Raw genomic sequence first — 25,760 nt, 5'->3', positions numbered from 1 at the left:
AGCAAGCAGTTTCACAAACAAGTTCGAACCTGATCGGCCGCCAACGCGGCCACTGACGAACCACTGATACCGTTATGAACGAAACCAACAAAACGCTGACCTTCCTGGGCGTCGCCGCGGTGGCGTGCGTCGCGGCCTACCTGAGCCAGCCCCAGTCGGCCGAGATCGACGTCGAGAGCGAGGTGGTCGGCAAGCCGCTGACCAAGTCGTTCGAGGCCGAGCAGGCCGGCCGGATGAAGATCACCCGCTTCGACGAGGACGCGGCCAGCCTGAGCACCTTCGAGGTCGCCCAGGACGGTCGCCTGTGGACCATCCCGTCCAAGGGGGGCTACCCGGCCGACGCGCAGAGCCAGATGGCCGAGGCGGTCAACGGCGTCTTGGACCGCGAGATCCTCTCGGTCGTGACCAGCAACCCGGCCGACCACCCCGAGTATGGCGTCGTCGACCCCGACTCGCCCAAGCTCGACGTCGGCCAGACCGGCGTCGGGACCCGCGTCACGGTGACCGGCGAGGGCGACGCCCCGCTGGTCGACCTGATCATCGGTCACGAGGTCAAGGACTCCGACGGGCTGCACTACGTCCGCCGCGCGAACCAAGACTTCGTCTACGTCGTGAAGATCAACCCCGAGGACTTCTCCACCACGTTTGAGGAGTGGATCGAGGACGACCTCCTAAAGATCAGCCCGTGGGACATCGCCCGGGTCGAGCTGAACGACTACACGGCCGAGATGTTCATGAGCCAACAGGGCGGCCTGGGCGTCGAGACCGACTACAAGACCGACATGACCCTCCGCTACGACGACAGCGCCTCCAAGTGGCAGCCGGTCACGCTCCGCGAGGCGACCGACGCCCGCCGCGGACAGTTCAAGGAGTTCACCCTCGCCGAGGACCAAGAGCTCAACTCCGACAAGCTGGGCGACCTCAAGAGCGCGCTGGACGACCTGCGGATCGTCGACGTCTCGAAGAAGCCGGCCGGGCTGTCCGCTGACCTCAAGGCGGGCGAGGACTTCATGGGCAACAACGAGGCCCTGCTGAGCCTAATCCAGCGCGGCTTCGCGCCAGTCGGCACGCAGGACGGCGCCCGCGACCTGCTGGCGAGCTCCGGCGAGGTGATCGTCACGATGAAGGACGGCGTCGAGTACGTGCTGCGGTTTGGCAACCCGCAGGTCGAGGGGGGCGAGGCCAACGCCGACGGCCAGGCCGCCGACGACAAGGCCGTCAACCGCTACCTGTTCGTGATGGCCCGCTTCGACGAGGGCGCCATCGAGAAGCCGGAGCTCGAAGAAGTCCCCGCGTTGCCCGACGGCGCCCGGGAGCAAGGAGTCGAGCAGACCGGCGATGCGACCGACGACGCCGAGGGCGATGTCGAGGACCAGCCAGAAGAGTCCGCCGACGACGAGGCCGAGCAGGAGGGCGATGAGTCGGCCGAGGAAGACGCCGCCGAGGGTGACTCCGAAGAAGCGCCGACCGAAGAGCTGATCGCCCAGCGTAAAGAGATCGAGCAGCGCAATCAGCAGAAGCTCGACGAGTACGCCGACAAGATCAAGGCCGGCAAGGACAAGGTCCAGGCCCTCAACGACCGCTTCGGCGACTGGTACTACGTGATCTCGAACGACGTCTTCAAGAAGATCCACCTCAGCCGCGAGGACGTCATCAAGGCCAAGGACGCCGCTGAGGGCGAAGAGGGCGCCGACGCCAACGGCGGCCCGCTGAGCGGCGCCGGCGGCGCGATCCCCGGCATGCCCAACTTCGGCGGCCTGGCCGCCCCGCCCGCCGAGCCCGCGGCCGATGACGCCGCCGAACAGCCGGCCGAAGAGCCGGCGGGCGATGCCGAACCCGAGGCCCCGGCCACGACCGAAGAGCCGGCCGCCGACGGCACGACGACAAACGCCGAGGGCGACGCGTCCGAGCAGGCCCCGGAGTAACCGGCCGGGTTCGTGGTGCGGGGCCCGATTGCCAGCAATCGTGGCTCCCGTGAGCGACTCCCCGCCGGTCACCCTGCGTTCTCAGCGCTCACCCGTGCTGACTTGATCGCTGGCGCCTTGGTTGGCGCGGCTACAGTTTTGGAAAGGCCCGCCGATTCTCAGCTTTATCCGGTTCACTCTGGTGCGGCGCCCGTAATCATTGCGGACATCGACCACTGAACACGAACCCTAGGATTAGCTGCATGCGCGTTTTGCTCCCCCAACTCTGCCTCGGCATCTTCACGGCTCTCGCCTGCCTGCCGGCCGCCGCCAACCACGTTGACTTCATCCAGGACGACTCGGACCCGTCGAACGGCGTCACCAACGCTACGTTCAGCCTCACTAGCAGTGCGGGCGGAACATCGACCGACACCCAGGTCGGCGAGCCGGCCGATATCCTCGGCGGCCAACGCGTCGTGACCCTCGTCCACGACGGCTTCGGCGGCTCGGTCACCGCGGAGAAGCTCGCGGGGACCGACTACATTGGCGTCACCAACGACAACACCGCGGCCGGCATCCTGACGCTCGACTACAGCGCGTTCGAGGACGCGGACTTCGCATCGCGGTGGAGCCGGATCGATGTCAGCCTGCCGTTGATCGACATCGGCGTCGGGGACGGTGAACTCGACGTCATGCTGACGATTGAGAGCTCGGCCGGCGTTGGCACGGCCGCGTCGGGGCGGATCGAGCAGTCCGTCACGGGCGGATCGACCGTGTTGTCGTTCCCGTTCAACGACCCGGCGTTCAGTGGCGTCGACTTCTCGGATGTCGATCGGATTACGGCGGTGTTCGACACCGCCATTATCGGCACCGACTTCCGCATCGGCGGGATCACCCGAGAAGGCTCCCCGGCCGTGCCAGAGCCCGTCGCGGCCTCGCTCGCCGTGCTCGGCCTGCTGGGCGGATTTGCTCAGAAACGAACTCGCATCGTGAGGAGCTGATCGCCAACCTCAACACCGGCTTCCGAACCAACAGGCGCCTCGGACTCGTTCCGGGGCGCCTGTTTTCGTGCCGCCCCCGATGCTACTGACCGATACGCTCGGGCCGGGCATTCTCGCCCTCCATCTCTACCGGCAGACGGAACACATCGCCTGCCTGGTTGCAGAAGTAGAGCCGCGACTCCGACGGCTGGCGGCCGTGGCCGTCGGCCCACAGCGCGTAGAAGTCGGGGTGCGCGTTGACCGGCCGCCGCACGTAGGTGTGGTTGAACTCCGACTTGCCGGTTAGCCGCCGCTCGAGCCGCCAGGTCTGTCCGCCGTCTTCGCTCACGTGCGAGGCGACCTCGCCCCCTGGGTTGTAGGCCTGCGGGCCCGGCAGCGTCGGCGCGAGAACGCGGAGCCGGTCGTCCTCCATGTACAGCGAGCCCAGGTCGTAGTTGTTGTCCGACTCGGTCACGATGCTCTGCCGCCAGGCGTCGCCGGTCCAGCGGAACAGCTCCCAGGTGCGCGGGTCGTTGCCGGGGCCGGGCGCGTGGCCGCCGCTGGTGACGACCAGCACGAGCGGCCGGCCCTCGGCGTCCAGGCGGATATCTTTCAGGTAGACGCAGCGGCCCTCCGACTCGAAGTCGTGCACCAGGGCAGGGGAGTCGGCGGTCGTGATCGGGAGTTCAACCGGCTCGCCTTTGGCCGTGGTCCAGGTCAGCCCCTCGTCGGCCGACAGCAGGCAGTACAAGTTCGTGCGGGCGTCGAGGCCGCCCTGTTTTGGGTGGTAGTTGAACGCGACCGCCATTCTCTCCTGGCCTACAGCGCTGATCTGATAATGCCCCTTATCGATCGCCGCCAGCCGCTTCCACTCCGACCAGCGGTAGCCGTTGGGGCTGGTCATGAACATGCTGGTCCGGTCGGCCGGGTCCTGGTAGTGCGTGAAGAACGCGGCGAAGCCGCCGGCCGGCCGCCGCCAGACCTGTAAGTACGAGAAGTTGTCGAGCGGCTTCTGGATGGCCGCCGGCCCGTAGGTCGCGTCGACCTGGGTAAAGCGGTCGATCGAGTACGGCTCAATGCTCTTGTGGATGAACGACGGCCGGCCCCGCCCGTGGGAGGTCGAGAACACCCACAGGTAACCGTCGTCGTCCACCGACAGCACCGGGTTATCGTGCGCGTCGCCGGTCTTCTTGTCGAGCAATAGCCGCGGACGCGGGACCGTTCCGGTCTTGTGGTCGTAGTACGAGACCATGTGCACCAGCCGGTTGGTGGTCCCCGGCGCGGCGCCGCCGTACACGAAGAACGTCTTCTCGACTTCGGGGCAGTACACGGCGAACGGGCTGTGCTTGGCCGGGTAGGTGGCCATCCCGCCGGAGTACTTGTAGCGGTACTCGTCGTGGGTGTTGCCAACGCTGTACCAGACGCCGCGGTAGCCGGCGAGCGGCTTGGCGTCGAGAAACGAGACTTCGGCGCAGGCCAGCGGCGCCGTGAGCGCCGCGGCAAGGAAGAGCAGCGTAGGATTCAGGAGGGTCGGCGGTTGCATCGGCAGTCCTTCGGCGAGGGCGTTCAAGAATGATGGTTCTAACCGACGCGAGCAGGCGGCGGAGCGGGCGTTCGCCTTGAAGAGGAAAGTCGCCGTGAACGCGCGATCGGCAATCACGACGAAGAAGAATTGGAAAACCATCACTTTAGATGATTGACGTCGCCCGACCGTCCCGGTTACGATTTGCCGCACCAAGGCGAACCGTCAACCACGAAGGTAGATCTCATGAATCGTTGGCTATGCTTCCCGCTGCTCACTGTCCTGACGGCCGCCGCGGCGCCCGCCGCCGCCCAGACGCCGTCGCCCGTTTCGATCACCGGCACGGGCAAAGTTGATTACTTTACTGCCCTCCCGGGCGAATTCTCCCCGTTTGGGGGCGAGGGCACCTTCAGCTTTATGGGCGTCGACATGCCCTACACGCTGACGTCGGCCGACGTCGGCGGGCTGAATTTTATCGACCCCGGGCCCCCCGCGGTCGCCACCTTCAGCAACTCGATCCCGGTGACCTTCGCGAGCACCGACCCGAGCGAGCCGAGTGAGATCTCGATGAACTACACCGGGGAGGTCACTCTAACGCCGACCGACATGACCGGCACGCAATTCACCGCGGTGTTCATCGCGGACTTTACCCCCATCGCCGGCAGTGGGGTGGGCCTGTTCGCTGACGTTGTGGGCGGCACATTCGAAATGACCGCGGTGGTGTCCGATCCGTTCGTGCCAATTGTTGATCCAACGCAGACGGTCTTCACGCTCAACTCTCCCTACCAATGGAACTCGAGCGGCGGTGCCCTCGACGTCTTCCTGGTCACGCCGGAGCCCGCCGCCGCCGCGATGGCGTGGGTGCTCGGGCTGATCGCGGCCGGACGCCCCAGGGCGACCCGCTGCTAGGCTATTCTTGCGGCCGTTCCCGATCGCCCGCGGTGCGGGCGATCGGGTTGGCGTGGGGTTGTCGGGCTAAAGACCTCGCAAGATTCCGACGACAACCAGAGTAAGCGTCCGCCGATCCGCGGCCGTCGCCCATCCCCACGCCGGCTGGCCCATGCCGCTCCGCACTGCAATCTGGTTGATCTTCGGCCTGTTGGCCTGCGGAAACTGCGGTGCCGTGCCCGCCGAGTCGTTCGAGCTGACCTACGCGTCGCCGACCGACCGGCTGAACGTCGCTAGCGGCGGCGACCTCCTGCCGGCCGCGTCGCGGTGCGTGCTGCGGGTCGAGTCGCCCCACCCGGCTGGCACGCCGGGCGTCGCCCGCGCGACGCTGGTGGTCGAGCGCAAAGTGGCGCAGCCCGGCTGGTGGGCCCGCCGGTTTGGCGCCGAGCCCGCCGCGGTGACGCCGACCGGCGCCTGGGTCACCGACCTGCCCGCCAGCGAGGCGCAGAACCTGCTAGCAACCCTCGATCGCGAACGCTTCTACTTGCGGTCACGCCCGCTCGGGGCCGAAGTGCAGATTGGCGTGCGGCGTGACGGCGAGCGGTTCGCCAAGGAATTCCGCCCGCTAGCAGAGTTCGACGCCCTAGTGCTGCGGGTCCGCCGCCACGGCGTCGACCCCCGCGACGTTGCCGCCGACGCGCCAGACGAGGCGTCCCAGTTGTCGGGCGGGCTGTGCCGCCGCCTCCCGGCGCTCGAACCCGCCCGGCGTTAGTGACGAGGGGCGGCCTTGTCGGGCGCTAAGCTGCGCCGGTCGTGCCGCGCGTGACGACGCCCACCGCTGGGGTGACGTCGGCAAGCCGGTTCGATCGATAACCATTTCGTCGGATAACCGAAGCGAGACGCTCGGCCGGCCTGCACGGATGTGTTACCGCTACGACTCACGGAGGGTTTCTGATGAGGCGGAATCTTGTTGCCGCCGCTGCGCTTGCAGCGTGCCTGACCGGCGCGGAGTCCCGCGCCCTAGACGTCGACCCCTGCCTAGCGGGCGTCGGTGAAAACGAATCCGCAATCGAGCTCTGCGGTTACAGCAGCGGCTGCTGCGCCGCGGCCGGTCCGGTCGTGACGTTCGACGTCGATTTCTTGTTCATGAAGTACTACCAGTCGGGCGGCGTGCAGTCTTCCGACGCCGGAGAGATTATTGGCGGCGGCGACAACGCCGAGTTCGACTTCTCGCTGTCGCCCCGTTTCACCCTCGGCGTGGAGACCTGCGACGGCCTCGGCGCGCGGGTCCGCTACTGGTTCTTTGACGAGACCGCCCGCACCGCGGACAACTCCGGCTTTGTCTCGGTCGACGCCTACACGTTCGACGCCGAGATCTTCAAGCGAGTGCAGCTCGGCCGCTCGACCACGATCGAGGGTTTCGGCGGCGTCCGCTGGAGCGAGTTCAACCTCGACGACGACACCGACCTCGACTGGCGGGTGGACGGCGTCGGCCTGACGACCGGCTTCGAGATCAGCCACTACCTAACCTGCAACCACCGCCTGTACGCCGGCACCCGGCTGGCCGTGGTCGTGGGCGACGCGCTGCTGGCCGACAACGGCGACCTCGACGATTCGACCGGCCTGGGGGTGAGCAACACCCAGCTGCAGGTCGAGCTGGCCGCCGGCTACGAGGGCAAGACCAACCTCGGCCGCGGAGTGACCATGGTCTACGGCGCCGGCGCCGAGCTGCACAACTGGAGCGACGCCGCCATCAAAGCCGACGCCTCCGACGAGGCCTACCTGACCGACTCTGGCTTCGCGGGCTTCACCTTCCGCCTGGGCGCCGAGTACTAGCCGCACGATTTACCCAGCAACGCCTCAACGTAGCTGACTTTCGACGCCCCCCGCCCGCGACCGCGTGCGGGGGGCCTTGCTGCTTCGGGGGCCGCACGGGCAATCGCCGCTCCTCAACGCATGCGAGCCCCCGCCGCGGCGAGGCTCGCCAGGGCCAGCAGCGCCGCCGCGTGCGGCGCAGGCACGGCAGACGGGGCGGGGGCGGCGGAAGCGCCGTAGTTGTTCCGCCAGACGTCGTAGCCGTTCTGCTGGAAAGTCGTGCCGAGGCCGTCCCGCCAGACGGTGTAGTCTGCGGCGTCCACGGCGCCATCGCTGTTATAGTCGCCGGGCAGACCGCCCGTGGCCTGCAGCACGACGCTCGAGCCGCCCACGATCAGGTCGAGCTGACTCGCCGCGGTTCCCACCAGCGTCAGGCCGTCGTTGATGATGCTCGCCGCGGTGAGCACTTCGAACTGCTGCCCGGGCACGGGAGAAAAGCCCGCGCCAAACGAGACCGACAGGATGCCGTCCAGTGTCGCTTGGCCGGCGACCGTGACCAGGTCGAAGTCGACCCCGCTGTCGATCCCCAGCAGCAAGGTCGAGGCGCCGTTCAGGCCGAGGTCGCCGCCGATGGCGTTCGACCCCAGCAGGGTCGCGGCTCCGCTCGCCCCGCTGACCAAGTCACCGTTGACCGTGCTGTTGATCAGGTTGACGTCGCCGTTGTTGGTGATTCCGCCGGCCGCCGAGATCGTGGCGTTGATGGCGTTCAGCTCGCCGTCGACGACGATGCCGCCGGCGGTGACATCGATCGCCACGCCGCTGGTGGCGTCGATGGTCTCGCCCGGAGCGAGGGTCAAGTCTCCGCCGGTCACCTCCAGCAGGCCGCTGCCGAGAATCAGGTTCCCCGGGTTGACCAGCTGCCCGGCCGAGAGCGTCCCGCCCGCCAGGGCCAGCGGCGTGTCGATTGTGGCGACCCCCTCGATGACCAGCGACTTGGCCGCGGTGAGCGGCGTCGCGACATCGAGCTGCTGCAGCCGGGCGGCGCTCAGGGTCTGGTCGTTGCGGAGGGTGAGCGTCCCCGCATCGAAGGCAAAGGCGCCGTCGCTGGTGAACGCCAGGTCGTCCGCCTCGAGCGAGCCACCCGTCAGGGTCAGCAACGAGCCGGTCGACAGCGTCACGCTCTCGTCGGTGGTGAACGACTTGGCTGCGTCGAGTGTGAGCTCGTCCTGGAACGGCCGGTTGACCGCGAAGCCGCCCGCCTGCAGCACGACCCCGGTCGCGAGGTCGATGTGCCCGCCTGTCCAGCTGAGGACGCCGGTGCTGTCGATAGCGTTCGCCCGGAGCGAGCCGGCGAACAGCTCGAGTCGCCCGTTCGTCGCGACGTCGACCACGCCGACGGTCGTGACATCGCCGCCGTTGATCACCAACCGCGACTGGCCCTCGATGTTGACCGCCGAGGTTGATGTGATCGCCCCGCCGCTCACGACCTCGAGCCGGCCCCCGGCGCTGATTACGGTGGTGGCGCCCGTGTAGGTGCTGATGCCCGACAGCCGCTGCGTGCCCGCCTGACGCTTAACGAAGTTTCCTGCCCCGGTGATCGAGCCGGCGAAGTCGTACACCCCCGAAGCGGGCTCCATCGCGACGCCGGCGTTCAGGCCCGTTACAATGGTCCCCTCGCCGGTGACCCCGCCGGTGGCGTCGCCCCCGACGTTATTGGCGACAATCAGCGTCGCGCCGGCGGCGATATAGGTTGGGCTGATCGGCAGGCCCGAAACCCCCGCCAGGTTGAGCGTCCCCTCTTCAATGCGGGTCGCGCCGGTGTAGAGGTGCTGGGCGTCGTGGTTGAACTCGATCGTGCCCGCCCCCCGCTTGGTGTACCCGCCCGACCCCACGATCCGCGCGTTGAACTGCCGCGTGCCGGCATCCACGCGGTCGAGGAACACCCCGCCGTTGATCTGCACATCGACCGCGGTGGCGCTGGAAACCAGCGGGGCGCCAACCGAGTTGTCGAGCTGATCGAACGAGACCGTCCCCGCGTTAAACTCGATCCGGTCGTCGACCCCGTCCAGCGTGACCGCGTCGAACGTGTGGCCGCTGCCGTTCAGACGGAGCACGCCGGCGCCGTCCGTGCCGACGCTGAAGGTCCCGCCCGCCTCGCTGTTGGGGCCGTTCAGCGTGATCGTGCCAGAGCGGAAGTCGAGCGTCCCGCGGTTAACGATCCCGCCGGCGGTGATCGATCCGCCGTCGAGCGTGAGGGTCGCCCCCGCGCGGTTGTCGATCGAGAACACGTTGGGGCCCACGCCGCCGACGGCGCCACGGACCACGAGTTCGCCCGCGAGGATTTGAAAAGCGTTGTCGAGTCCAGGGCTGTCGCCCGTGAGGATCCACCTGCCGGCGCCCTCCTTGATGAAGCTCGTTACGTTGCCGTCGGAGGGGGCCTCGATCTCGCCGTTGAACTCGTTGTCGTCGGTGTTCGTGCCGCCCAGCCGGAAGAACTGGCCGCTGCCGTCGGTCGTGACGCCGCCGGTCAGGACCAGCGGCCCGCTGCCGGACGACTCGACCACGCCGCTGGCGTTGCCGCCGCCGGTGAGCCGCAGGACCCGGTCGCTGGTGTCGCCCGCGCCGACGTACCGCAGCGTGGCCCGGGCGCCGCCGCCCGACAGGTTGTTGCCGAGCGTGATCACGCTGTCCGCCAGCGAGGCCTGGCCCAGCGCGTTGGCCGCGCCACCGACGTTGGCGATCGAGTCGAACTCGAGGATCGCCGCGTTTACCGCGACTGGCCCCGTGAAGGTGTTAGCGCCGGTGACCCGCACGACTCCGGTGTGGTTCGCCAGGTCGGTGTCGAGCCCCGCCCGCAGGCCGATCCGGCCCGCGCCGTCGGAGATCACGCCGCTGACCACGACCGACTGCGCGTGCGCATCGTTCCGCGAGGTGAGCATCAGCGTCGTGACGCCGCTCGCCTGCAGCGTCGAAATGCCGCCGTTCACGACAATCGGGTCGCCGGTCGTGCTCACGTTGAAACGCTGGATACTGCCGGAGCTGTTGTCGAACGCGATGTCGCTGTTGACGACCAGCCCGCCCCCGGCGTTGTTGCTGAGCAGCGAGTTGGTCGCGTCGCCGAGTTGGAGCACGCCGGTGTCAAACGTGTAGACCCCCTGCACGCCGTTGGCGGTGATCGAGGTCAACGGCTGGGCTGCGCCGTCGAGCGAGATCGTCACCGGGCCAGCGAGCGACGCGGCGGTCAGCAGGAGCGTGTCCGTCGCGGTCGGCACGTCTTCGGGCGACCAGTTGGTCTGGACCCCGCCGGAGATGATGACCGAGTTCCAGAGGCTGTCCCCGGCTCCGCCGTCCCATTCGTAGCTGGCGGCGATCGAGATCGAGCCCCACGCGGCCAGCAAAACACACGAGAGCGCAACACGGCAAAGCCTTGGCATGATCAATCCTCGGAGAAGCAGGTGACAACGCGGGAAGAGCCCACAGCTAGGTGCGGTAGGGCCCAGTGCGGCCGCGACATTCTCCACCGGAAGACCGGACTTAACAAGCAGCAATCAATGAGTAAGTGGCGAGATCGTGGGCAGAACGCCGCGGTCCGACCCAGCAGGCCGCCAGCAAGGGGTCACTACTAGCGGCCCTGCAGTGGGAGCGCGCGAGTCAAAGAATGGAGACTGGCTCGAAGCGGGGGCACGGCAGGCATCCCCGACCGGCATGGCCGCGCCGTGCCTGTCCCTATTTTTTTTCGAGGCGACCACCGGAGGCCGAAGCCTCCCTCCGGCTCCCCGCTTGAAAAGGGGACAGGCACGCGACCGCAGTCGCGCGGGCGTCAATGGCGCAGCCAACACGGCGGTCGCGAGCCAGTCCCCTATTCAAGCTTGCTCGTTTGCGCGGCGCATTGACCGGTCGGTTTAATGAGCGATCTTAGTCTCTTCCAAGAGCCCACTGTTCTTCCCATTTCGCTGTCGAAAAGAGCCACCCGGCGCCGTAGAAACGAGGTTGTACGGCGGGCTGCGCTGCGCGCTCGGGGGGACGGGGCGAGCGTCCTAAACCAAGGGCCCACAACCGGGGACCGAAACCAAGGAGACACCGCGATGACGATCGGACGACCAAAGACCCTCGATGAGGGCAAGCAGCGGGAGGTGTGTGCGTTGACGACCGCCGGTATGCCGCTGGCGAAGATCGCGGCGTATGTCGGCTGCAGCACCAAGACGATCCGCCGTCTGCGGGACGAAGACCCGGGGTTTGACGAGCGGATGCGGCGGGCCCAGCTCGGAGCCGACCTCACCCCGCTCGAGGCAATGCGCCGCGCGTCGGGCACGCACTGGCGGGCGGCGGCCTGGATGCTTGAGCGGCAGGAGTCGAGCAGCCGGCGCCGCCGCCGCGAGCGGCTGCGGGCGGAGATCCACGCGGCGCTCGACACGGCCCTGGGCGAGACCCGCGAGCTGCTGCTCCGCGAGGCGACCGACCCGTTCGCGGCGCCGCGGATCGACTCGCGGCTGCGCGAGATTTTTCACAAGGCCGCCCGGTCGGCGACCGGCGAGCCTTTTGTCCCCGCCGGCGAGCAGAATGGGACAAAAGTCGACCGCTTGGACGCGGCCGCCTAGGCGGCCGGGCCTAGAATAGCAGGCCCAAACGCGATGCGATGGTTGAAACGGCGCTCGACTTTTGTCTCTAGGAATCGATGTCGGAATTAGGGACAAAAGTCAGCCGAGCAAGACCCCGGTGTCAGCCGGGGGAGCAGCACCCCAAGGAGCCTGCGGCAGCGATGCGATGCGGCTCCGGCGGCTGACGCCGACGGCTCTTGTTGGGGGAGCAGCATCCCGAGGAGCCCGCGGCCGAAGCCTACCTAGGGCGATGCCCTAGGCTACGGTGAGGTTGGCCGTTGGCCAACGAAAGGGGTCGGCGATTACGACTCGATCGCCGTGCCGAGTTCCCGCAGCAGATCGAACTGGAACAGCCCGCTGCCGTGGCCGTCGGAGAACTTGATGGCGTACGCGTACGAGCCGACCGGCCGCATCCCCTCGATCGACAGCGGGCGGGCCTCGGCGGCGGAGAGCACCGGCAGCATAGTCGGCGGCGGCTCGGGCGCGGCGTGCTTCTCGCGGCAAGTCGCGCAGGGGCACGCGTCGCGGAGCTCGCGGGCCGAGTACTCCCGGACCTGGCCATCGGACCAGGCAATGCGGAGCCCACGTTCAGTACGTTCGAGGGAAGAAGGAATCAACATAATTACGTCGGTATTCGGTTACGAAGCGTCGCGGCTCCGCCGCGAGTTCGGTGTCGATGTTAGGAAGCCGCCAAAAGAGCCCTAAGAGTCATCGCGAGCCACAGCGGCCCCAACCCGACCCCCCAGCGGCAGTGACTTCGGGTCGGGCCGCCAACTGGCGTCGGCCCACTCCGGCGGGCCGATCGAAAACTCGACCGGCTGCTCGGTCGCCGGGTGGGTGAAGCGGATCGAGCACGACTGCAGGCACATCGGCGGGTCCTCGGCGTCGAGGGCCTGCTGCTTGGTCACACGGCCGTCAGGGCGATAGGTCGGGTCGCCGACGATCGGCAGGCCGAGCGACCACAGGTGCAGCCGGATCTGATTGGTGCGTCCGGTGACCGGCCGCACGTCGAGCAGCGTGGTTCCGTCATCGAAGCGTTGGGCGACTTGGAACTCGGTCTCGCTCGCGGCGCCTTCGGCGTCGAGCAGCTTGATGCCGGCGGCGGCGGTCTCCTTGGAGATAGCCGCCGTGCAGCGGAACGTGTCCTGCGAGGGCGAGCCGTGCACGCGGGCCCGGTACCGCTTCTCGACCAGGCCCTGACTGAACTGCGGCTGCAGCCGCTGGGCCATCCGCCGCGTGCGGGTCAGCACCACCACGCCGCTGGTGTTGCTGTCCAGGCGGTGGGCGTTGCGGAGCTGCTGCGGGGCGTAGACCTGATTGAGCAGATGCGAGAGCGTGTTGCGGTTGAAGCGGCCGCAGGGGTGCATCGGCAGCGGCGCCGGCTTGCGGACGACGACGATCGCCTCGTCCTCGTACAGCAGCTCAACGCCGGCGTTGACGTCGGGCTCGACGAGGTTCGGCTGGGCGTGGTCGTAGCGCTGGCCCGGCTCGACCCGGCGGCTGGCGTCGACCCTCCGGCCGGCGTACTGCAGGCGGCCGGCGTTGACCTCGGCAGACCACCACTCGGGCGAGCCCGCCTGGGCGACCGACGTGAGGAAGTCGACCAGCGGCATGCCGTCGCAGCGGGCGGGGACGTAGATCGGCCGCAGGTTGTCGTACGGCAGGCTGCCGGGCAGGGGGTCGCCGGCGGCGTCGAGCGCGGCCTGACGCTCGACGAGCCGGGCGGCCTGCTCCTCCTCGGGCGGGCAATAGCAGTGCGGGCAGCTAACGTCCTTCACGTAGGTGGGCGACTGCTGCTCGTCCTCGGTGAGGATCGCCTGGCAGGCGTAGCACTGGGCGGCGCCGGTCTCGCGGAGGGCGGCGTCCACGGCGACGCGCTGGTCGAACACGAAGCAGTCGCCACGGTAGTGGTCCTGGCCGACCTGCTCGAAGTACTTGAGGATGCCGCCCTCGAGCTGCCGCACATCGCGGAAGCCGCGCATCGCCATCAGCGGGCCGGCCTTCTCGCAGCGGATGCCGCCGGTGCAGTACATCACCAGCGGCTTGTCCCGCCAGGCCTCGGGAAACCGGTCGACGGCGGCCGGGAAGTCGCGGAAGTGGTCGATGTGCGGGACCTCGGCGTTCTCAAAGGCGCCGAGCTTCACCTCGTAGTCGTTGCGGGTGTCGAGCAGCGTGAAGTCGCGGCCCTCGTCGAGCCACTGCTTCAGTTCGGCGGGGGAGATCTTGCGGGAGTCGCCCGACCCGGGCCCGACGCCGTCGATGCCGAAGGCGATGATTTCCTGCTTGACCTTTACCAGCATGCGGTTGAAGGGCTGGTACGCAGTGAAGCTGCGTTTGACGTCGAGCGGGCCGATCTCGTCGTGCGACTCGAGCCGCTCGAGCAGCCGGCCGACGCTCGGCTCGTCGCCGGCGACAAACAGGTTGATCCCCTCGGGCGCCATCAGGATCGTGCCGCGGAGCTTCGCCCGCTGGCAAAGGTTGCGGAGCCCCTGTCGGAGCTCTTTGAGGGATTCAATCCGCGTGAACTTGTACGCGGCGATATTGAGGACGCTGGGCTGCATGCCGGGGATTATAGCGGCCGGGGCGCGGGCGCCCTAGCGGCGGGGGCGGCGTGCCGCACTCGCCCCGATCGCCAAAAAGAGCAGCGTGGCGGAGCCGGGTTCAGGAATTGGTAGGAACCGGAGCTCGCTGACCCTTAGCGTTCCGCTTACGAGGTCGCCGACCGGTCCGTCGACGCTCATGACCGGTAGTGATGTACTAGCGATGAGGCGGGTCTCGGTGACCTGCGACACGACATCGGCAAGGGATGCATCGCCCGCGAGCTTGACAATCGTATCGATGTCAAACTCGCCTAGGGGGAAATACATTTCACCCGCCGTCCAATAGCCTGATGAGAGAGGAGTGAAGAGGAACTGGGATACGGCGAAGGTTGTGTCACCGCTGGTGATGGTCAGGTAGAGATCAACCTGGTCCGGTCCCATGTACTGCGCCGAGATGTACAGCGGACTGCCGCCTAGGTTATAGTCACCAACCCATTCGGTGGAGTTCCGAAACAGCAGCCGCCCCGAGAGGTCGTTGCCGCCAGTGGAGGTATACGTGATGTAGTGATCGAGTGGGTGCCCGTCACCATCGCCGTACTGAACGGATGCGGGGCCAGTTGGCGACTCCCAGCCGTGTGAGAGTCCATCGAAAAACCAATTGCGCTGTCCGCGCGTAATCGCCTCGGCGCTGGCGGCGAACCATCCAATCGACAACAGACCAATGGACAGGAAAACTAGGCGTTGCGGTCGCGGCATGAGTTCGCCCTGGGGGTAGGTGCTGCTTCTTGGAGGAATCCCGCGGCCAGGCGCCGGTGTCGGCTTGCGGGTACTACGATCCTACCCGGCGTGAGCTCCGGCGGCAAACGATCCCGAGGGAGGCTAGCAGAAGCATGCCGGCGGATGGCTCTGGCACGGGGGCAAGCTGCACGCTGCTGACGGCCGTGAAATCGATGCCGTACCACGTCCGCCAGAAGTTGAAGTCGTGCTGGTCGACCACGCCGTCGCGGATGCCGTGGCCGCTGCCGTTGTCGGCGTCGCCGGAGATGCCCGGAGCGCCGGTCGCGCCCTGGTTGTCGCGCCAGACGGTGTAGTCGGCGGCGTCGACCGACCCGTCGCCGTTGAAGTCGCCCGGCAGCGCGTCGAGGTCGAGCAGCGCGAGCATGTCGGACTCGCCGTTGATGACCACCAGGTCCAGGCCGGCGGCGTCGTTGCGTGTGAGTTCCAGGCCGGAGTCAACAATCGATTGAGCAACCAGCAACGGGAACACCTGGCCGGCCGCTGCCGTGTAGCCGTCGATGGCGATGACCTCGGCGGCGCCCGCGAGCACGGCGGTCTCGGTGACCACGACCACATCGCTTGCCACCTGGCCGCCCGCGGCAGAGAGTTCGAACTCAACCGCTCCGCCCGGGCCGATCTGCAGGTCTCCCGAGATCAGGCTGGAGCCAATCGACTCGCCCGGGGCCAGGCGGCCGCCGGCGACAGACAAGTCGCCCACGACGAGGTCGGCGGAGAGCTCGCCGCCGGTCATCGCGAACGCGCCGCCCAGGTTGAGCGAGCCGGCCCGGACGCGGCCTTGTCGGAGTTCGAGCGATCCGGCCGTCGCGAGCGTGATGTCGCCGGCGGTGTGCAGCTCGGCCGCGGTGGCGTCGACAATCAAGGCGCCCTCGTTGATCGACACCCCACTGGCGACATCAATCAGCCCCTCCAGCGCGACCGTGCTCGAGCCGGTCTTGGTGATGCGGGTGGGGGCGTCGTAGTCCATGGTAGCGCCGGTGAGGCGGAGCAGTTGTGTGCCGTCGCCGGTGATCTCGAGGTCGTGGACGAGGTAGGCGATCTGGTCGAATTCGAAGTCGAAGCTCCCTGCGCCGGCGGCGGTCGCGTCGATGCGGAGCTTGGGACCCTCCCCGGCGAGGTTGTTCACAAAGACCATGCCGATGTCCAGGCTGCGGTTGATGGTCGCCTGATGATTGTCGGCGCCATTGTAGTCGCCGGTGAAACGGACCTCGTTGAGCATGAACTCGCGGAGGGTGGAGCGGCGCATGTCGTTGGTAGAGGTGTAGTCACCGGCGTCGCTGGTGGTGAACTCCAGGATCGCGTTTGCGTAGGCGTCCTCCGGCCTCAGGGTTGCGAATAGGCCGCTCTCCTCGAGCCTCCATGCGATTAGTGTGCTCCAAGCGACGGCCGACTGGTCAGTGCGGAACACAAAGTGGTCCTCGGTTTTGTACACTAGTGCGCCGAGACTGCTCCATTTGGGGCGCTCGAGCGTGGCTTCCCAGTGCGTCAGCTCATGATTTAGCTCGTCAACAATATGCTGGTACTTTCCGTTGCTACTGTTCCCGTTGTAGTAGGTTCTTTCCGATGGGTCCCAGACCATGTTGTTGAGTCGAGCGAACGGATGGTCGAGCGGCCGCACGAGTTTCCAGTCGCCCTTGCGCACCGCGAAACGACCGTCGTCGCCCCGCCAGAAGAGCACGTCGTGGGGGTTGGTCGCGACGTCTCCGTTGACGTAGGGGGTCAGGTCGACGCCATCGACGTCGAGCTGGGTTGGGTCGCCACCCGCCATCGCGTAGAACGTCGGCAGCAGGTCGCGGGCGGTGATCGGCTGGTCGTACACCTGCCCGGCGACGCCGGGGGTCTTCATGAGGAAGGGAACGCGGATGCCCCCGTCGAACGTCTGCCCCTTGGTGCCGAAGAACGGGCTGTTGGACTGCCCGATGTTGAGCGCCGGGGCGCCGTTGTCGTTGAGGAAGACCACCACGGTGTTGTCGTCGACGCCGTTGGCGACCAGCGCGTCCATGATCATGCCGACCGCGCGATCGGCGGCGTAGTTGAGCGCGGCGATCTTCTTTTGGTCGGGGTCGTCAATCAGGCCGTCGAAGTGATCCAGGTCCGACTGCTTGACCTGGATTGGGGTGTGCGGAGCAGTGATCGCGGTGTACAAGAAAAACGGTTCCTGAGATCCCGCGTGGCGGTTGATGAAGTCGGCGCTCTCCTCGCCGAACGCATCGGTCAGGTAGCGGCCGCGGGTGGGGTCGTAGAGCGAGGGATCCCCTTCCGAGCCCCAGGAGAGTTCGACATCAACGTCGCCCCGCCGCATGCGCGATCGCTCCGACGCCCCCGGCCAGGGCCAGTAGTCACGCCCCCCGCCCAGCAGCCCAAAGAACTCGTCGAAACCCATGTCCTGCGGTCGGTTAAGGCCGTCTTGGTAGCCGAGATGCCACTTGCCGACTACCCCGGTTGTGTACCCGAGCGACTGCAGGTGGTTACCCATCGTAAGCTGGCCCGCCACCAGGCCCTGGGTGCTGCTGAAGTCGTTGCTGGGGTTGTTCTCCCAGCCGAACCTGCTCCCGTACTGTCCGGTCAGCATGCCGGCCCGGGACGGGCTGCAGAGCGGCGCCGAGACGTAGCCTTGAGAAAACACTGTCGCCTGGCTTGCCAGGGCGTCGATGTTTGGAGTGTCCGAAACCCGAGTCTGACCGAACAGGTCGTTCGAGAAACCGAACTCGTTGTACCCCGCGTCGTCGACCATGATCAGGACGATATTCGGCTGGGCTGGCGCTGGTTGCGCCCTGGCGGGCCCAGAGCAGAGCACCAGACCAGTCAGCACAGAAAGTTGTAGGTAGCTTAGTCGCTGAGGGTACATGGGGGCAGTCTCAGAGAGCGGGCCACGATTACCCGGGGGCAATTTATGTACCCGGGGCAGTAATGGGCCAGTGGATGCCGAAGGCCGCGGATTCCGGCATAGGGAGGTGGCGTAAGGAGGGACGCAGCGATTGCTGCATAGCCAGTTTAGTTGCGGAGCTCCGCGGTCGCAAGCAATTTGCAGCGACGCCACTTTTTGCCAACTGCGCCATCTATGGCGGGCCCCTACTCCCCGATCGCGGCCAGGTACTCCTGGCGGGTGTCGCCCTGGCCTGAGCCGTAGCGGTGGTACAGGCGGCCGCTGGACGGGGTGGTGGTGGGGAAGCAGTCTGTGCCGAGCTGGTTCTCGGCGAGCTGCTCGTAGCGGTCGGGCGTGGCGCGGAAAACGAAGGTCGTGCCCTGTTCGCTGCTGATGTAGATGTTGCCCCCGACCAGCACCGGCGAGGCGCTGTAGCTGCCGCCGAGACGCTTCTTCCACTGCTCCTCGCCGTCCTCGGCCCGCCAGCAGTAGGCGACGCCCCGGTCGGTCACCGCGTACAGGTAGCCGTCCACCAGCAGCATCGACTGCTCGTAGCACTTGGCCCGGTTCTCCCAGACGACCTGGTGATCGCCGGTCAACGGGATGGCGAGCGTGAAGTCGTTGGGGAAGCCGCCGCTGGCGAAGGCCAGGCCGGCGGCCGGGTCGACCACCATGGTGCCGCAGGTCGCGGCGGCGCCGGCGAGTTCCTTCCACAGCTCGGCGCCATTGGAGGCGTCGTACGCGGCGATCAGCCCGGCGCCGCTGATCAGGAGTTGTCGCTGGCCGTTGACGACGACATCGATTGGCGTGGAGAACGAGATCCCCTCGCGGCGCGGCGCCTTCCAGACCTGGCTGCCGTCGGCGGGCGAGAGCGCGTAGATGCCGCTGTCGGGCCCGTCGTACTCGGCGGCAATGATCAGCTTGCCGTCCACCAACCGAGGGGAGGAGCCAAAACCAAACTGGTACATCTGTGGGTCGAACCCGCAGACCCGCTGCTGCCAGAGCTCCGCGCCCGCGAGGTCGAACGCCGTGACCCAGGCGCCGCCGTCCTGGTAGAACAACGCGAACACCCTTTGGCCGTCGCTGGCGACCGTGGGGCTGGCGTGGGAATTGTTGCCGTGGATCCGCCCGGGGAGTCCTCCTTTGTGCACCACGGTCTCGCGAAGCAGCTTGCCGGTCGACTTGTCGACGACCAGCAGCGACTGCGTGCCGGCCGACTCGTCGGCGGTGGTCAGGTAGATTCGGTCGCCGATGATCGTCGGCGAGCTGTGCCCCCGGCCCGGGATCGGCGTCCGCCAGGCGAGGTTGGTCTTGTCCGACCACTTGATCGGGGCGGTCGCGCCGGCGGCGGCGTGGTTGTCGCCCGTGGGACCGCGCCACTGCGGCCAGTCCTGGGCAATCGCGGCCACTGGGCAACTAAGTGCAGTAAGGACAAACAGCAACGCAAAACGTGGCAGTGGCATGGTGAGGGCCTCGTCGCAGGTGGGGAAGGTCCCTGCGTTCTAGCGGTTGGCCACGCACTTGAAAAGCCGCGCTAGGAGATGCCGAGGCTCCCCTCGAAGCCGACCGGCGCAAAGTGCTCGGTCTTGAGTGGGTCGATCATCTTTACGGCCGCGATGCTCGAGTACTCCAGCATCACGAACCGGCCGCCCATCGCGTCGGGCGTGGTCCGCTCGAGCAGCAGCAGGCTCCCCTTCACCATGAACCCGCGGAAGGTGATGGCGTCGTTGAGCTGGTTGATCACAATCCCCCGCTTTGGCAGCGAAGCAGGCCAGTCGCTAAAGAGCTCCTGGAACGGGCTGACACTCGGCATCGCGGCGGTTTGCATGACGGGGCTCGGCGGTGGGACGCAGGGAGTAGACGCTCCCTAAGTCTAGGTCACACAATTGGTTGCGGGCCGGTCGGCAATTATCCGAGGATTCCGGCCGAATTCACCGATCCGGGCAGACAGCGCCCCCTGGGATGCGTCACAATAGTAGCGTCCTGCCTTAACTGCGGCCGCGACGGTCGCACCCCCCCGAATGTCTATGCGACTAGCACCTTTCAGCCCAGGCGGAGCCGCGGTGAGCGGCGCGGTATCGCTGCTGCTGGCGATCGCGGCGTGGTTCGCGGTTGCGTCGGTCGCCGCGGCGTCGGATGCTAGTGGGCCGCCGGACGGCAAAGCGATCTACTCCGAGCGGTGCGCCGCCTGCCACGGCGACGACGGCCAGGGGACCGACAGCTACCCCTCGGCCCTGGCCGGCGACCTGCCGGTGTCACGGCTCGCCGAGGTCATCACCGACACCATGCCGGAAGGGGAGCCGGAGCAGTGCACCGGCGCCGACGCGGAGGCGGCGGCCCGCTACTTGTACGACGCGTTCTACTCGCCGATCGCCCAGGCGCGGCTGCGGCCGCCGCGGGTCAAGCTCTCGCGACTCACCACGCGGCAGCACCAGCAGACGCTCGTGGACCTGGCGCAGTCGTTCGCCTGGCGGCCTAAGCGGGATGGCCAGCAGGGTCTCGCCGCCACGTTCTACGAGGGGCCGGGCGCCGACGCCAATCGGAAGAGCGCCGAACGCATCGACCCGCGGGTCGATTTTTCCCTGATTGATTCGGGGCTGTTCAGCAAAGAGTTCTTGTTCCCGCCCGAAGACACGAGCCTCGAGCCGATCCCCCGGGCGAACAAGCACTCGGTCGTAATGCTGTGGCAGGGGGGCGTGCGGGCGCCGGAGACCGGCCCCCACGAATTCATCGTCGAGACCAACGCCGGCTTCACGCTGCACATCAACGACCACCGCGAGCCGATCATCGACGGCCGCGTCAAGAGCGGCGACTCGAACGGCGGCCGCGCGCGAATCAACCTGGTCGAGGGCCGCACGTACCACGTCCGCCTCAGCGTGACGCGAGTCCACGAAGAGGACGTCACCGTAGAGCTGCGGTGGAAGACGCCGACCGGCGTCGAAGAGCTGATCCCCGCCCGGGCGCTGTCGCCGCACGAGTCGCCCGAGCTGCTCATCATCGACGCGCCGCTGCCGCCCGACGACCAGAGCGAGGGCTTTGTGCGGGCGGCAAATGTCTCGGCCCAGTGGGACGACGCCGTCACCCGCGTCGCACTCGAGACCGCCGACCGGCTCGTCAAGGCGCTGCCCGAACTGCGTAAGCTGCCCGACGACCGCGGCCAGGCGAAGGAGAAGGCGCGGGAGTTCTGCCTCGAGTTTGCGGACCGCGCGTTCCGCCATCCTCTGAGCGACGAGCAACGCCGGCGGCATGTCGACGCGTTCTTCGACGCCGACCTCAGCTGGCGCCAGGCTGCCAAGCTGTCGCTGCTCACGACGCTCAAGTCGCCCTACTTCCTGTACCCCGAGCTCGGCACGGCCGGCGCCGAGCCCGACTGGCGGGTCGCGTCGCGGCTGGCGCTGACGCTGTGGGATTCAACGCCCGACGAGCCGCTCAACCTGCTCGCCCGCCGCGGCAAGATCCACACCCGCGACCAGGCGCTCGAGCAGGCCCACTGGATGCTCGAGGACCCCCGCGCCGAGGCCAAGCTGGTGCAGTTCTTCCGCAACTGGCTCGAGATGAACATCCCCGAGCCGCTGCGGCGTGACTCGGAGACCTACGCTGGGTTCTCTAGCCGCGTCGCCGACGACATGCGGACCTCGCTCGAGCTGTTTGTGCTCGACCTGCTGCTGAGCGAGTCGACGGACTTCCGGCAGCTGTTCCTTTCGCAGGAGTTCTACCTCAATGATCGGCTCGCGACCTTCCTCGGCGCCGAACCTCCGATCTCCGAAGAGCTGGGCGACGACGAGTTCCACCGCGTGACTCTTGAGCCCGACGACCGGGCCGGCGTCGTGACCCACCCGTTTGTGGTCGCCAATCACGCGTACTATCGCGAGACCTCGCCGATCCACCGCGGCGTGTTCCTCGCTCGGCACATTCTCGGCCGCGCCCTGCGGCCGCCGCCCGTGGCGGTCGCGCCCACAGCGCCCGACCTGCACCCCGACATGACCACCCGCGAGCGCGTCGCGCTGCAGACCAGCCCGCCGGAGTGCCAGCACTGCCACGTGATGATCAACGACCTCGGCTTCAGCCTTGAGCAGTTCGACGCCGTCGGCCGGCTCCGCGACCAGGAGCACGGCAAGCCGATCGACCCGTCCGGCGGCTACGTCACGACCGACGGCCAGGAGCACGAGTTCCAGCACGCCCGCGAACTGGCCCACTTCCTCGCCGACAGCCGCGACGTGCAGCGGGCGTTTGTGATCCAGTTGTTCGAGCACCTCGCCAAGCAGCCGATCATGGCCTACGGTGAGGACACGCCAGACGTGTTGATGCAGCGGTTCGAGGAGCACGGGTTCAGCATCCGCAACCTCGCCGCCGAGATCGCCGCGACCATCGCGGTCCCCCCGAGTCCACCGTCCTCAGGTCCCCAGGGTTGAGAAGCGAAGCATCGACACAATCCGTTAGGCCCGGCATTTATGCCGGGTCGCAAGCTGAAGCAACCGGCGAGAAGCCCCGTTAACGGGGCTTACCACGGCTGCTGCTTTAGCTCATTGACCCCGGCATGAATGCCGGGGCTAACTTTCCACGACCGAGAATACTAGAACGCTTCCATCGATCGAACTCGCCATGCGGGTAAGTTGTTTGACGCAGCGGCGGAACGGCGTGGATGCAGTTCAGGAACCATTCCACAGGACGCCGGCATGTACCCGACATCGCGGAGACGATTCCTCAAGGCCCTCGGCGTGACGCCGGCGGCGTTGCCGTTTGTGCTCAACCTGCCGAGTCTGGCGGCAAACGCGCCGGGCGCCGGGCTGCGGAAGAAGCGGCTGGTGGTGGTATTCAGCCCCAACGGGGTGATCCCGCAGAACTTCTGGCCCGACGCCGATGCCGAGTCGCTCGTGCTGCCGGCCAGCCTGGCGCCGCTCGAGCCGTTCCGCGACCAGCTCGTGACCCTCCAAGGCGTTAACAACGACGTCAAGGGCGACGGCGACGACCACATGCGCGGCATCGGCTGCATGCTGACCGGCGCCGAGCTGATGCCGGGCAACATCCAGGGGGGTGGGCACACGCCGGCCGGCTGGTCGAGCGGCCTGTCGGTCGACCAGGAGATCAAGAACACGCTGCAGGCCGACCCTGCCACGCGGACGCGGTTCGGCTCGCTCGAATTCGGCGTGCATGTGCCCGACCAGGCCGACACCTGGACCCGCATGATCTACGGCGGCCCCAACAAGCCGATCGCGCCGATCAGCAACCCGTACCAGATGTTCGACAAGCTGTACGGCAGCCGCCGCGACAACGAGCTGGTCAAGAGCGTGCTGGACGACATCCAGGCCGACTTCAAGCAGGTCGAGTCGCTGGTGGGCGAGGAGGACCGCCGGCTGCTGGCCGAGCACGCCGAACTGGTCCGCGGAATGGAGCAGACGCTCGCCGCCGACAACGGGGCCGGGCTCGACCACGTCGTGCCGGCGCTCGAGCCGGACGTCGGCGACCAGAATGACGAAGTCCCCAAGATCAGCCGGATGCAGATCGAGCTGATGGTGAGCAGCTTCTTGGCCGACTTCACCCGCGTAGCGTCGCTGCAGTACACGCGTTCGGTCGGCGGGCTACGGCTGCGCTGGCTCGGGATCGACGAGGGCCACCACGAGCTGTCGCACGAGCCCGACAAGAACGACGAGGCGGTCGACAAGCTGACCCGCATTAACGCCTGGTACTGCGGCGAGATCGCCCACCTGGCCCAGCGGCTGGCCGAGACCCCTGAGCCGGGCGGCGGCGGTAGCCTGCTCGACAACACGGTGATTGTCTGGACCAACGAACTCGGCAAGGGCAACAGCCACACGCACATCGACACGCCCTTCGTGCTGATCGGCGGCGGCCTGGGGATCCCCGGCGGCCGGGCGTTAAACCTGGGCGGCGTGTCGCACAACCGGCTGCTGCTCTGGCTGGCGCAGCAGTTCGGCTCGAAGGTCGAGACGTTCGGCAACCCCGACTACTGCGGCGACGGGCCGGTGACCGGTTTGGCGTAGCGGCTCGCCCGGTGACAGTTCCCGAACGCTAGCGAACGGAGTCTGGATGGCGGCCCTCGCGGTAGTCTTGCTGATCGACCTGGTGCTGGCCTACTACCTGCAGGCAGGTTGGCGGCCGCACCGAATCTACGGCGACATCTACGGCGGGCTGAACATCCTCAGCGGATTGGCGGTCGGACAGGCCTGCCTGGCGGCGGTGTGGCTGGCATTCCGCCGCCGGCCGAGCGTGGCCGCCTGGGTGCTGCCGCCGATCGTGCTGTTTGCGGCGTCGTGGGTGCGGATGCAGGTCGGTTTCTTCCCCGAGTTCACGCTGCTCGACTACGCTTGCCGCAACCTGCTGCAAGCACTGGTCCCGTTGGTGGTGCTCTGGCTGCTGGTAAGAATCCCACTCTGGCGTCGCGTAAGCCGCGAGTCGGACCACGTCGGGCTGCAACTCGGGTTCTCGATCAAGCACATGCTGTTCTGGATGACCTCGGTCGCGGCAATGGCGGCGTTGATCGGCCGCGCGACCCAGCAGAACGGCAGCCCGCTGGCGATCATGCAGTGGATGGGCCTGATCGCCCCGGGCCTGGTCGCCGTGCCGGTGGTGCTGATCCGCCAGACGCCGATCCCGCTGCTGCTGCGGTTGCCGCTGCACGTGGCGGTGGGCGCCGGCGTCGGCTACGGCCTGGCCGAACTCGCCCAGAACGGGCTGCACACGTTGCTCTCGATTGAGTTCGCGGCTCAGGCGGTGGTGCTTGCGCTGGGGGTAGAGCTGGGGAGGGTCACGCTCGCCGCACACGCAACTCAGTCCGAGTCCGAAGCCGAGAGCGACGCTATTGGCGAAGATCAGCAGCAATGAGCCGTCGACTCGCGGTTTACAGCGAGGGCAATCTTTTGGCGCTGCTTGCTCTTCGTCGGGACGACGCAACTCGCTGCTTGCGTGTGGAAGCCGATGCCAGGATCGAAACGACAATCAGCGTGGTCCCCGCGGGTTCAGGCGTGACATCGATGCGTGCCGTCGCAAGCAGCGTGTACCGGGGCGTCGCCGAGGTGATTGAGTATAACGGATCAAGGTAATAGTCCACCATGATCGCGGCGCCCGGCTGGCCGCCCGGGATTAGGTACGCGTCCGTGACAGAGATTGGCGGCTCGTTGGCAGGCGCCTGGGTGTAGAAGGATTCCTGAGTCAGCCCGGCGACGAAGAGCTGCTCGAAAGATACCGTGGCTCCGCTCCAACCGCTGCTTGGAAAGAGCTGGACCCACGCCTCAGTGCCGGACGTAATGGTGTAGCCAGGCGTCGTTGCTTGAATCGCCTCGAACGGCCGGTCGTCGCTCTCAGAAGCAACGCCGTCCAGTTCACCAGTAATGATGCCCCCCAATCCAGCAGTGCGGTGGTATCTTGTGATGACCGCTGGTGTAGTAGGGGCAGCCAGCCAGTCGCCGGCGACTATGTGTACCTCAGAAGGCCTGTAAATCGAGCGAAGGCCGTAGGCGTCCCCAGGCCCGAGCATGGGCGGAGCGGAAATTGTGGCCGCACCCGTCCGAGGGTTATAACTGAACTCGGGTCCTGAGAGGTAGGCGGGCTGTGTGAACGTCGAGTTCTGGGGGTCGATGAATTGCGTCCCTTCAGGTGCATGCGCTGTTTGGTGTCGTGCAAGCTGGAAAGAGTTGTTGACGCGAATCACCACGCCCGCCGATCCCAGTGACGCGGTCATGGCGCTCTGCAGCCCGGCGTCACAAGGGGCACTGACGGCAAGCACGATGCCGGCAACAAGAAGAATACGCATGCTCGTGGTCTCCTACAGGGCAGGTGACGCCGCCAAGCGGGCGCAACGTCTGCTGGGGAATTATGGGCGACCGCCGCGAAACGC

The 25,760-nt window shown here is 67.2% G+C and carries 18 protein-coding genes; 9 read left to right on the top strand and 9 right to left on the bottom strand.

Annotation, left to right across the window (positions count from 1 at the left end):
- Positions 1 to 74 precede the first annotated feature (74 nt).
- Both Pla123a_RS10855 and Pla123a_RS10850 read left to right on the top strand, forming a co-directional pair.
- Complete coding sequence (locus tag Pla123a_RS10855; RefSeq protein ID WP_146586759.1) at positions 75 to 1,925, top strand: DUF4340 domain-containing protein; 1,851 nt, start codon at positions 75 to 77, stop codon at positions 1,923 to 1,925.
- Between the two features lie 242 nt (positions 1,926 to 2,167).
- Positions 2,168 to 2,905: a hypothetical protein gene (locus Pla123a_RS10850; protein ID WP_146586757.1), complete on the top strand. Its 738-nt coding sequence runs from the start codon at positions 2,168 to 2,170 to the stop codon at positions 2,903 to 2,905.
- Positions 2,906 to 2,987: 82 nt separating this feature from the next.
- Here the strand turns inward: Pla123a_RS10850 and Pla123a_RS10845 are convergent, their stop codons facing one another.
- Positions 2,988 to 4,568, bottom strand: coding sequence for a BNR-4 repeat-containing protein (locus Pla123a_RS10845; RefSeq protein ID WP_231956390.1), 1,581 nt, complete (start codon positions 4,566 to 4,568; stop codon positions 2,988 to 2,990).
- Between the two features lie 84 nt (positions 4,569 to 4,652).
- On the opposite strand from Pla123a_RS10845, the gene Pla123a_RS10840 reads away from it, so the two are divergent.
- The 3 genes from Pla123a_RS10840 to Pla123a_RS10830 all read left to right on the top strand — a co-directional run bounded on the left by Pla123a_RS10840 (position 4,653) and on the right by Pla123a_RS10830 (position 7,130).
- A complete protein-coding gene (locus Pla123a_RS10840; RefSeq protein WP_146586756.1) occupies positions 4,653 to 5,315 on the top strand; it encodes a hypothetical protein in 663 nt (220 codons plus the stop codon).
- Positions 5,316 to 5,466: 151 nt separating this feature from the next.
- Positions 5,467 to 6,066 carry a hypothetical protein gene (locus Pla123a_RS10835; RefSeq protein ID WP_146586754.1) on the top strand — a complete coding sequence of 200 codons (600 nt, stop codon included), beginning with the start codon at positions 5,467 to 5,469 and terminating at the stop codon, positions 6,064 to 6,066.
- A 182-nt stretch (positions 6,067 to 6,248) separates the two neighbouring features.
- Positions 6,249 to 7,130 (top strand): hypothetical protein, encoded by an 882-nt coding sequence (locus Pla123a_RS10830; RefSeq protein ID WP_146586752.1) that lies wholly within the window; start codon positions 6,249 to 6,251, stop codon positions 7,128 to 7,130.
- Between the two features lie 113 nt (positions 7,131 to 7,243).
- On the opposite strand, the gene Pla123a_RS10825 is transcribed toward Pla123a_RS10830, so the two are convergent.
- On the bottom strand, positions 7,244 to 10,543 hold the full coding sequence (locus tag Pla123a_RS10825; RefSeq protein WP_146586750.1) for a beta strand repeat-containing protein: 3,300 nt from the start codon (positions 10,541 to 10,543) through the stop codon (positions 7,244 to 7,246).
- A 651-nt stretch (positions 10,544 to 11,194) separates the two neighbouring features.
- Between Pla123a_RS10825 and Pla123a_RS10820 the strand changes: the two genes are divergently transcribed.
- Positions 11,195 to 11,707: a helix-turn-helix domain-containing protein gene (locus Pla123a_RS10820; RefSeq protein WP_146586748.1), complete on the top strand. Its 513-nt coding sequence runs from the start codon at positions 11,195 to 11,197 to the stop codon at positions 11,705 to 11,707.
- A gap of 302 nt (positions 11,708 to 12,009) precedes the next feature.
- Here Pla123a_RS10820 and Pla123a_RS10815 read toward each other — a convergent pair whose 3' ends face one another.
- The 6 genes from Pla123a_RS10815 to Pla123a_RS10790 form a co-directional block, all read right to left on the bottom strand.
- Positions 12,010 to 12,327, bottom strand: a complete 318-nt coding sequence (locus Pla123a_RS10815; protein WP_146586746.1) for a DUF971 domain-containing protein — start codon at positions 12,325 to 12,327, stop codon at positions 12,010 to 12,012.
- Positions 12,328 to 12,408: 81 nt separating this feature from the next.
- Complete coding sequence (gene trhO / locus Pla123a_RS10810; RefSeq protein ID WP_146586744.1) at positions 12,409 to 14,268, bottom strand: oxygen-dependent tRNA uridine(34) hydroxylase TrhO; 1,860 nt, start codon at positions 14,266 to 14,268, stop codon at positions 12,409 to 12,411.
- Positions 14,269 to 14,301: 33 nt separating this feature from the next.
- Positions 14,302 to 15,003: a PEP-CTERM sorting domain-containing protein gene (locus Pla123a_RS10805; protein WP_146586742.1), complete on the bottom strand. Its 702-nt coding sequence runs from the start codon at positions 15,001 to 15,003 to the stop codon at positions 14,302 to 14,304.
- Between the two features lie 73 nt (positions 15,004 to 15,076).
- The gene (locus tag Pla123a_RS10800) at positions 15,077 to 17,890 is read right to left on the bottom strand and encodes a sulfatase-like hydrolase/transferase (RefSeq protein WP_146586740.1); all 2,814 of its coding nucleotides are present in this window, start codon (positions 17,888 to 17,890) and stop codon (positions 15,077 to 15,079) included.
- Positions 17,891 to 18,114: 224 nt separating this feature from the next.
- Positions 18,115 to 19,371, bottom strand: coding sequence for a PQQ-binding-like beta-propeller repeat protein (locus Pla123a_RS10795; protein ID WP_146586738.1), 1,257 nt, complete (start codon positions 19,369 to 19,371; stop codon positions 18,115 to 18,117).
- A gap of 71 nt (positions 19,372 to 19,442) precedes the next feature.
- Positions 19,443 to 19,736 (bottom strand): hypothetical protein, encoded by a 294-nt coding sequence (locus Pla123a_RS10790; RefSeq protein ID WP_146586736.1) that lies wholly within the window; start codon positions 19,734 to 19,736, stop codon positions 19,443 to 19,445.
- Positions 19,737 to 19,935: 199 nt separating this feature from the next.
- On the opposite strand from Pla123a_RS10790, the gene Pla123a_RS10785 reads away from it, so the two are divergent.
- From Pla123a_RS10785 to Pla123a_RS10775, 3 genes are all read left to right on the top strand, one after another.
- Positions 19,936 to 22,320 (top strand): DUF1592 domain-containing protein, encoded by a 2,385-nt coding sequence (locus Pla123a_RS10785; RefSeq protein ID WP_197527864.1) that lies wholly within the window; start codon positions 19,936 to 19,938, stop codon positions 22,318 to 22,320.
- A gap of 264 nt (positions 22,321 to 22,584) precedes the next feature.
- Complete coding sequence (locus Pla123a_RS10780) at positions 22,585 to 23,907, top strand: DUF1552 domain-containing protein (protein ID WP_146586732.1); 1,323 nt, start codon at positions 22,585 to 22,587, stop codon at positions 23,905 to 23,907.
- A gap of 46 nt (positions 23,908 to 23,953) precedes the next feature.
- Complete coding sequence (locus Pla123a_RS10775) at positions 23,954 to 24,748, top strand: hypothetical protein (protein WP_146586730.1); 795 nt, start codon at positions 23,954 to 23,956, stop codon at positions 24,746 to 24,748.
- A 16-nt stretch (positions 24,749 to 24,764) separates the two neighbouring features.
- Here the strand turns inward: Pla123a_RS10775 and Pla123a_RS10770 are convergent, their stop codons facing one another.
- Positions 24,765 to 25,676, bottom strand: a complete 912-nt coding sequence (locus tag Pla123a_RS10770; protein WP_146586728.1) for a hypothetical protein — start codon at positions 25,674 to 25,676, stop codon at positions 24,765 to 24,767.
- Between the last annotated feature and the right edge of the window lie 84 nt (positions 25,677 to 25,760).

This window comes from Posidoniimonas polymericola (assembly GCF_007859935.1).
Classification (GTDB): domain Bacteria; phylum Planctomycetota; class Planctomycetia; order Pirellulales; family Lacipirellulaceae; genus Posidoniimonas; species Posidoniimonas polymericola.
This window is presented reverse-complemented; position numbering and strand designations above follow the sequence as displayed.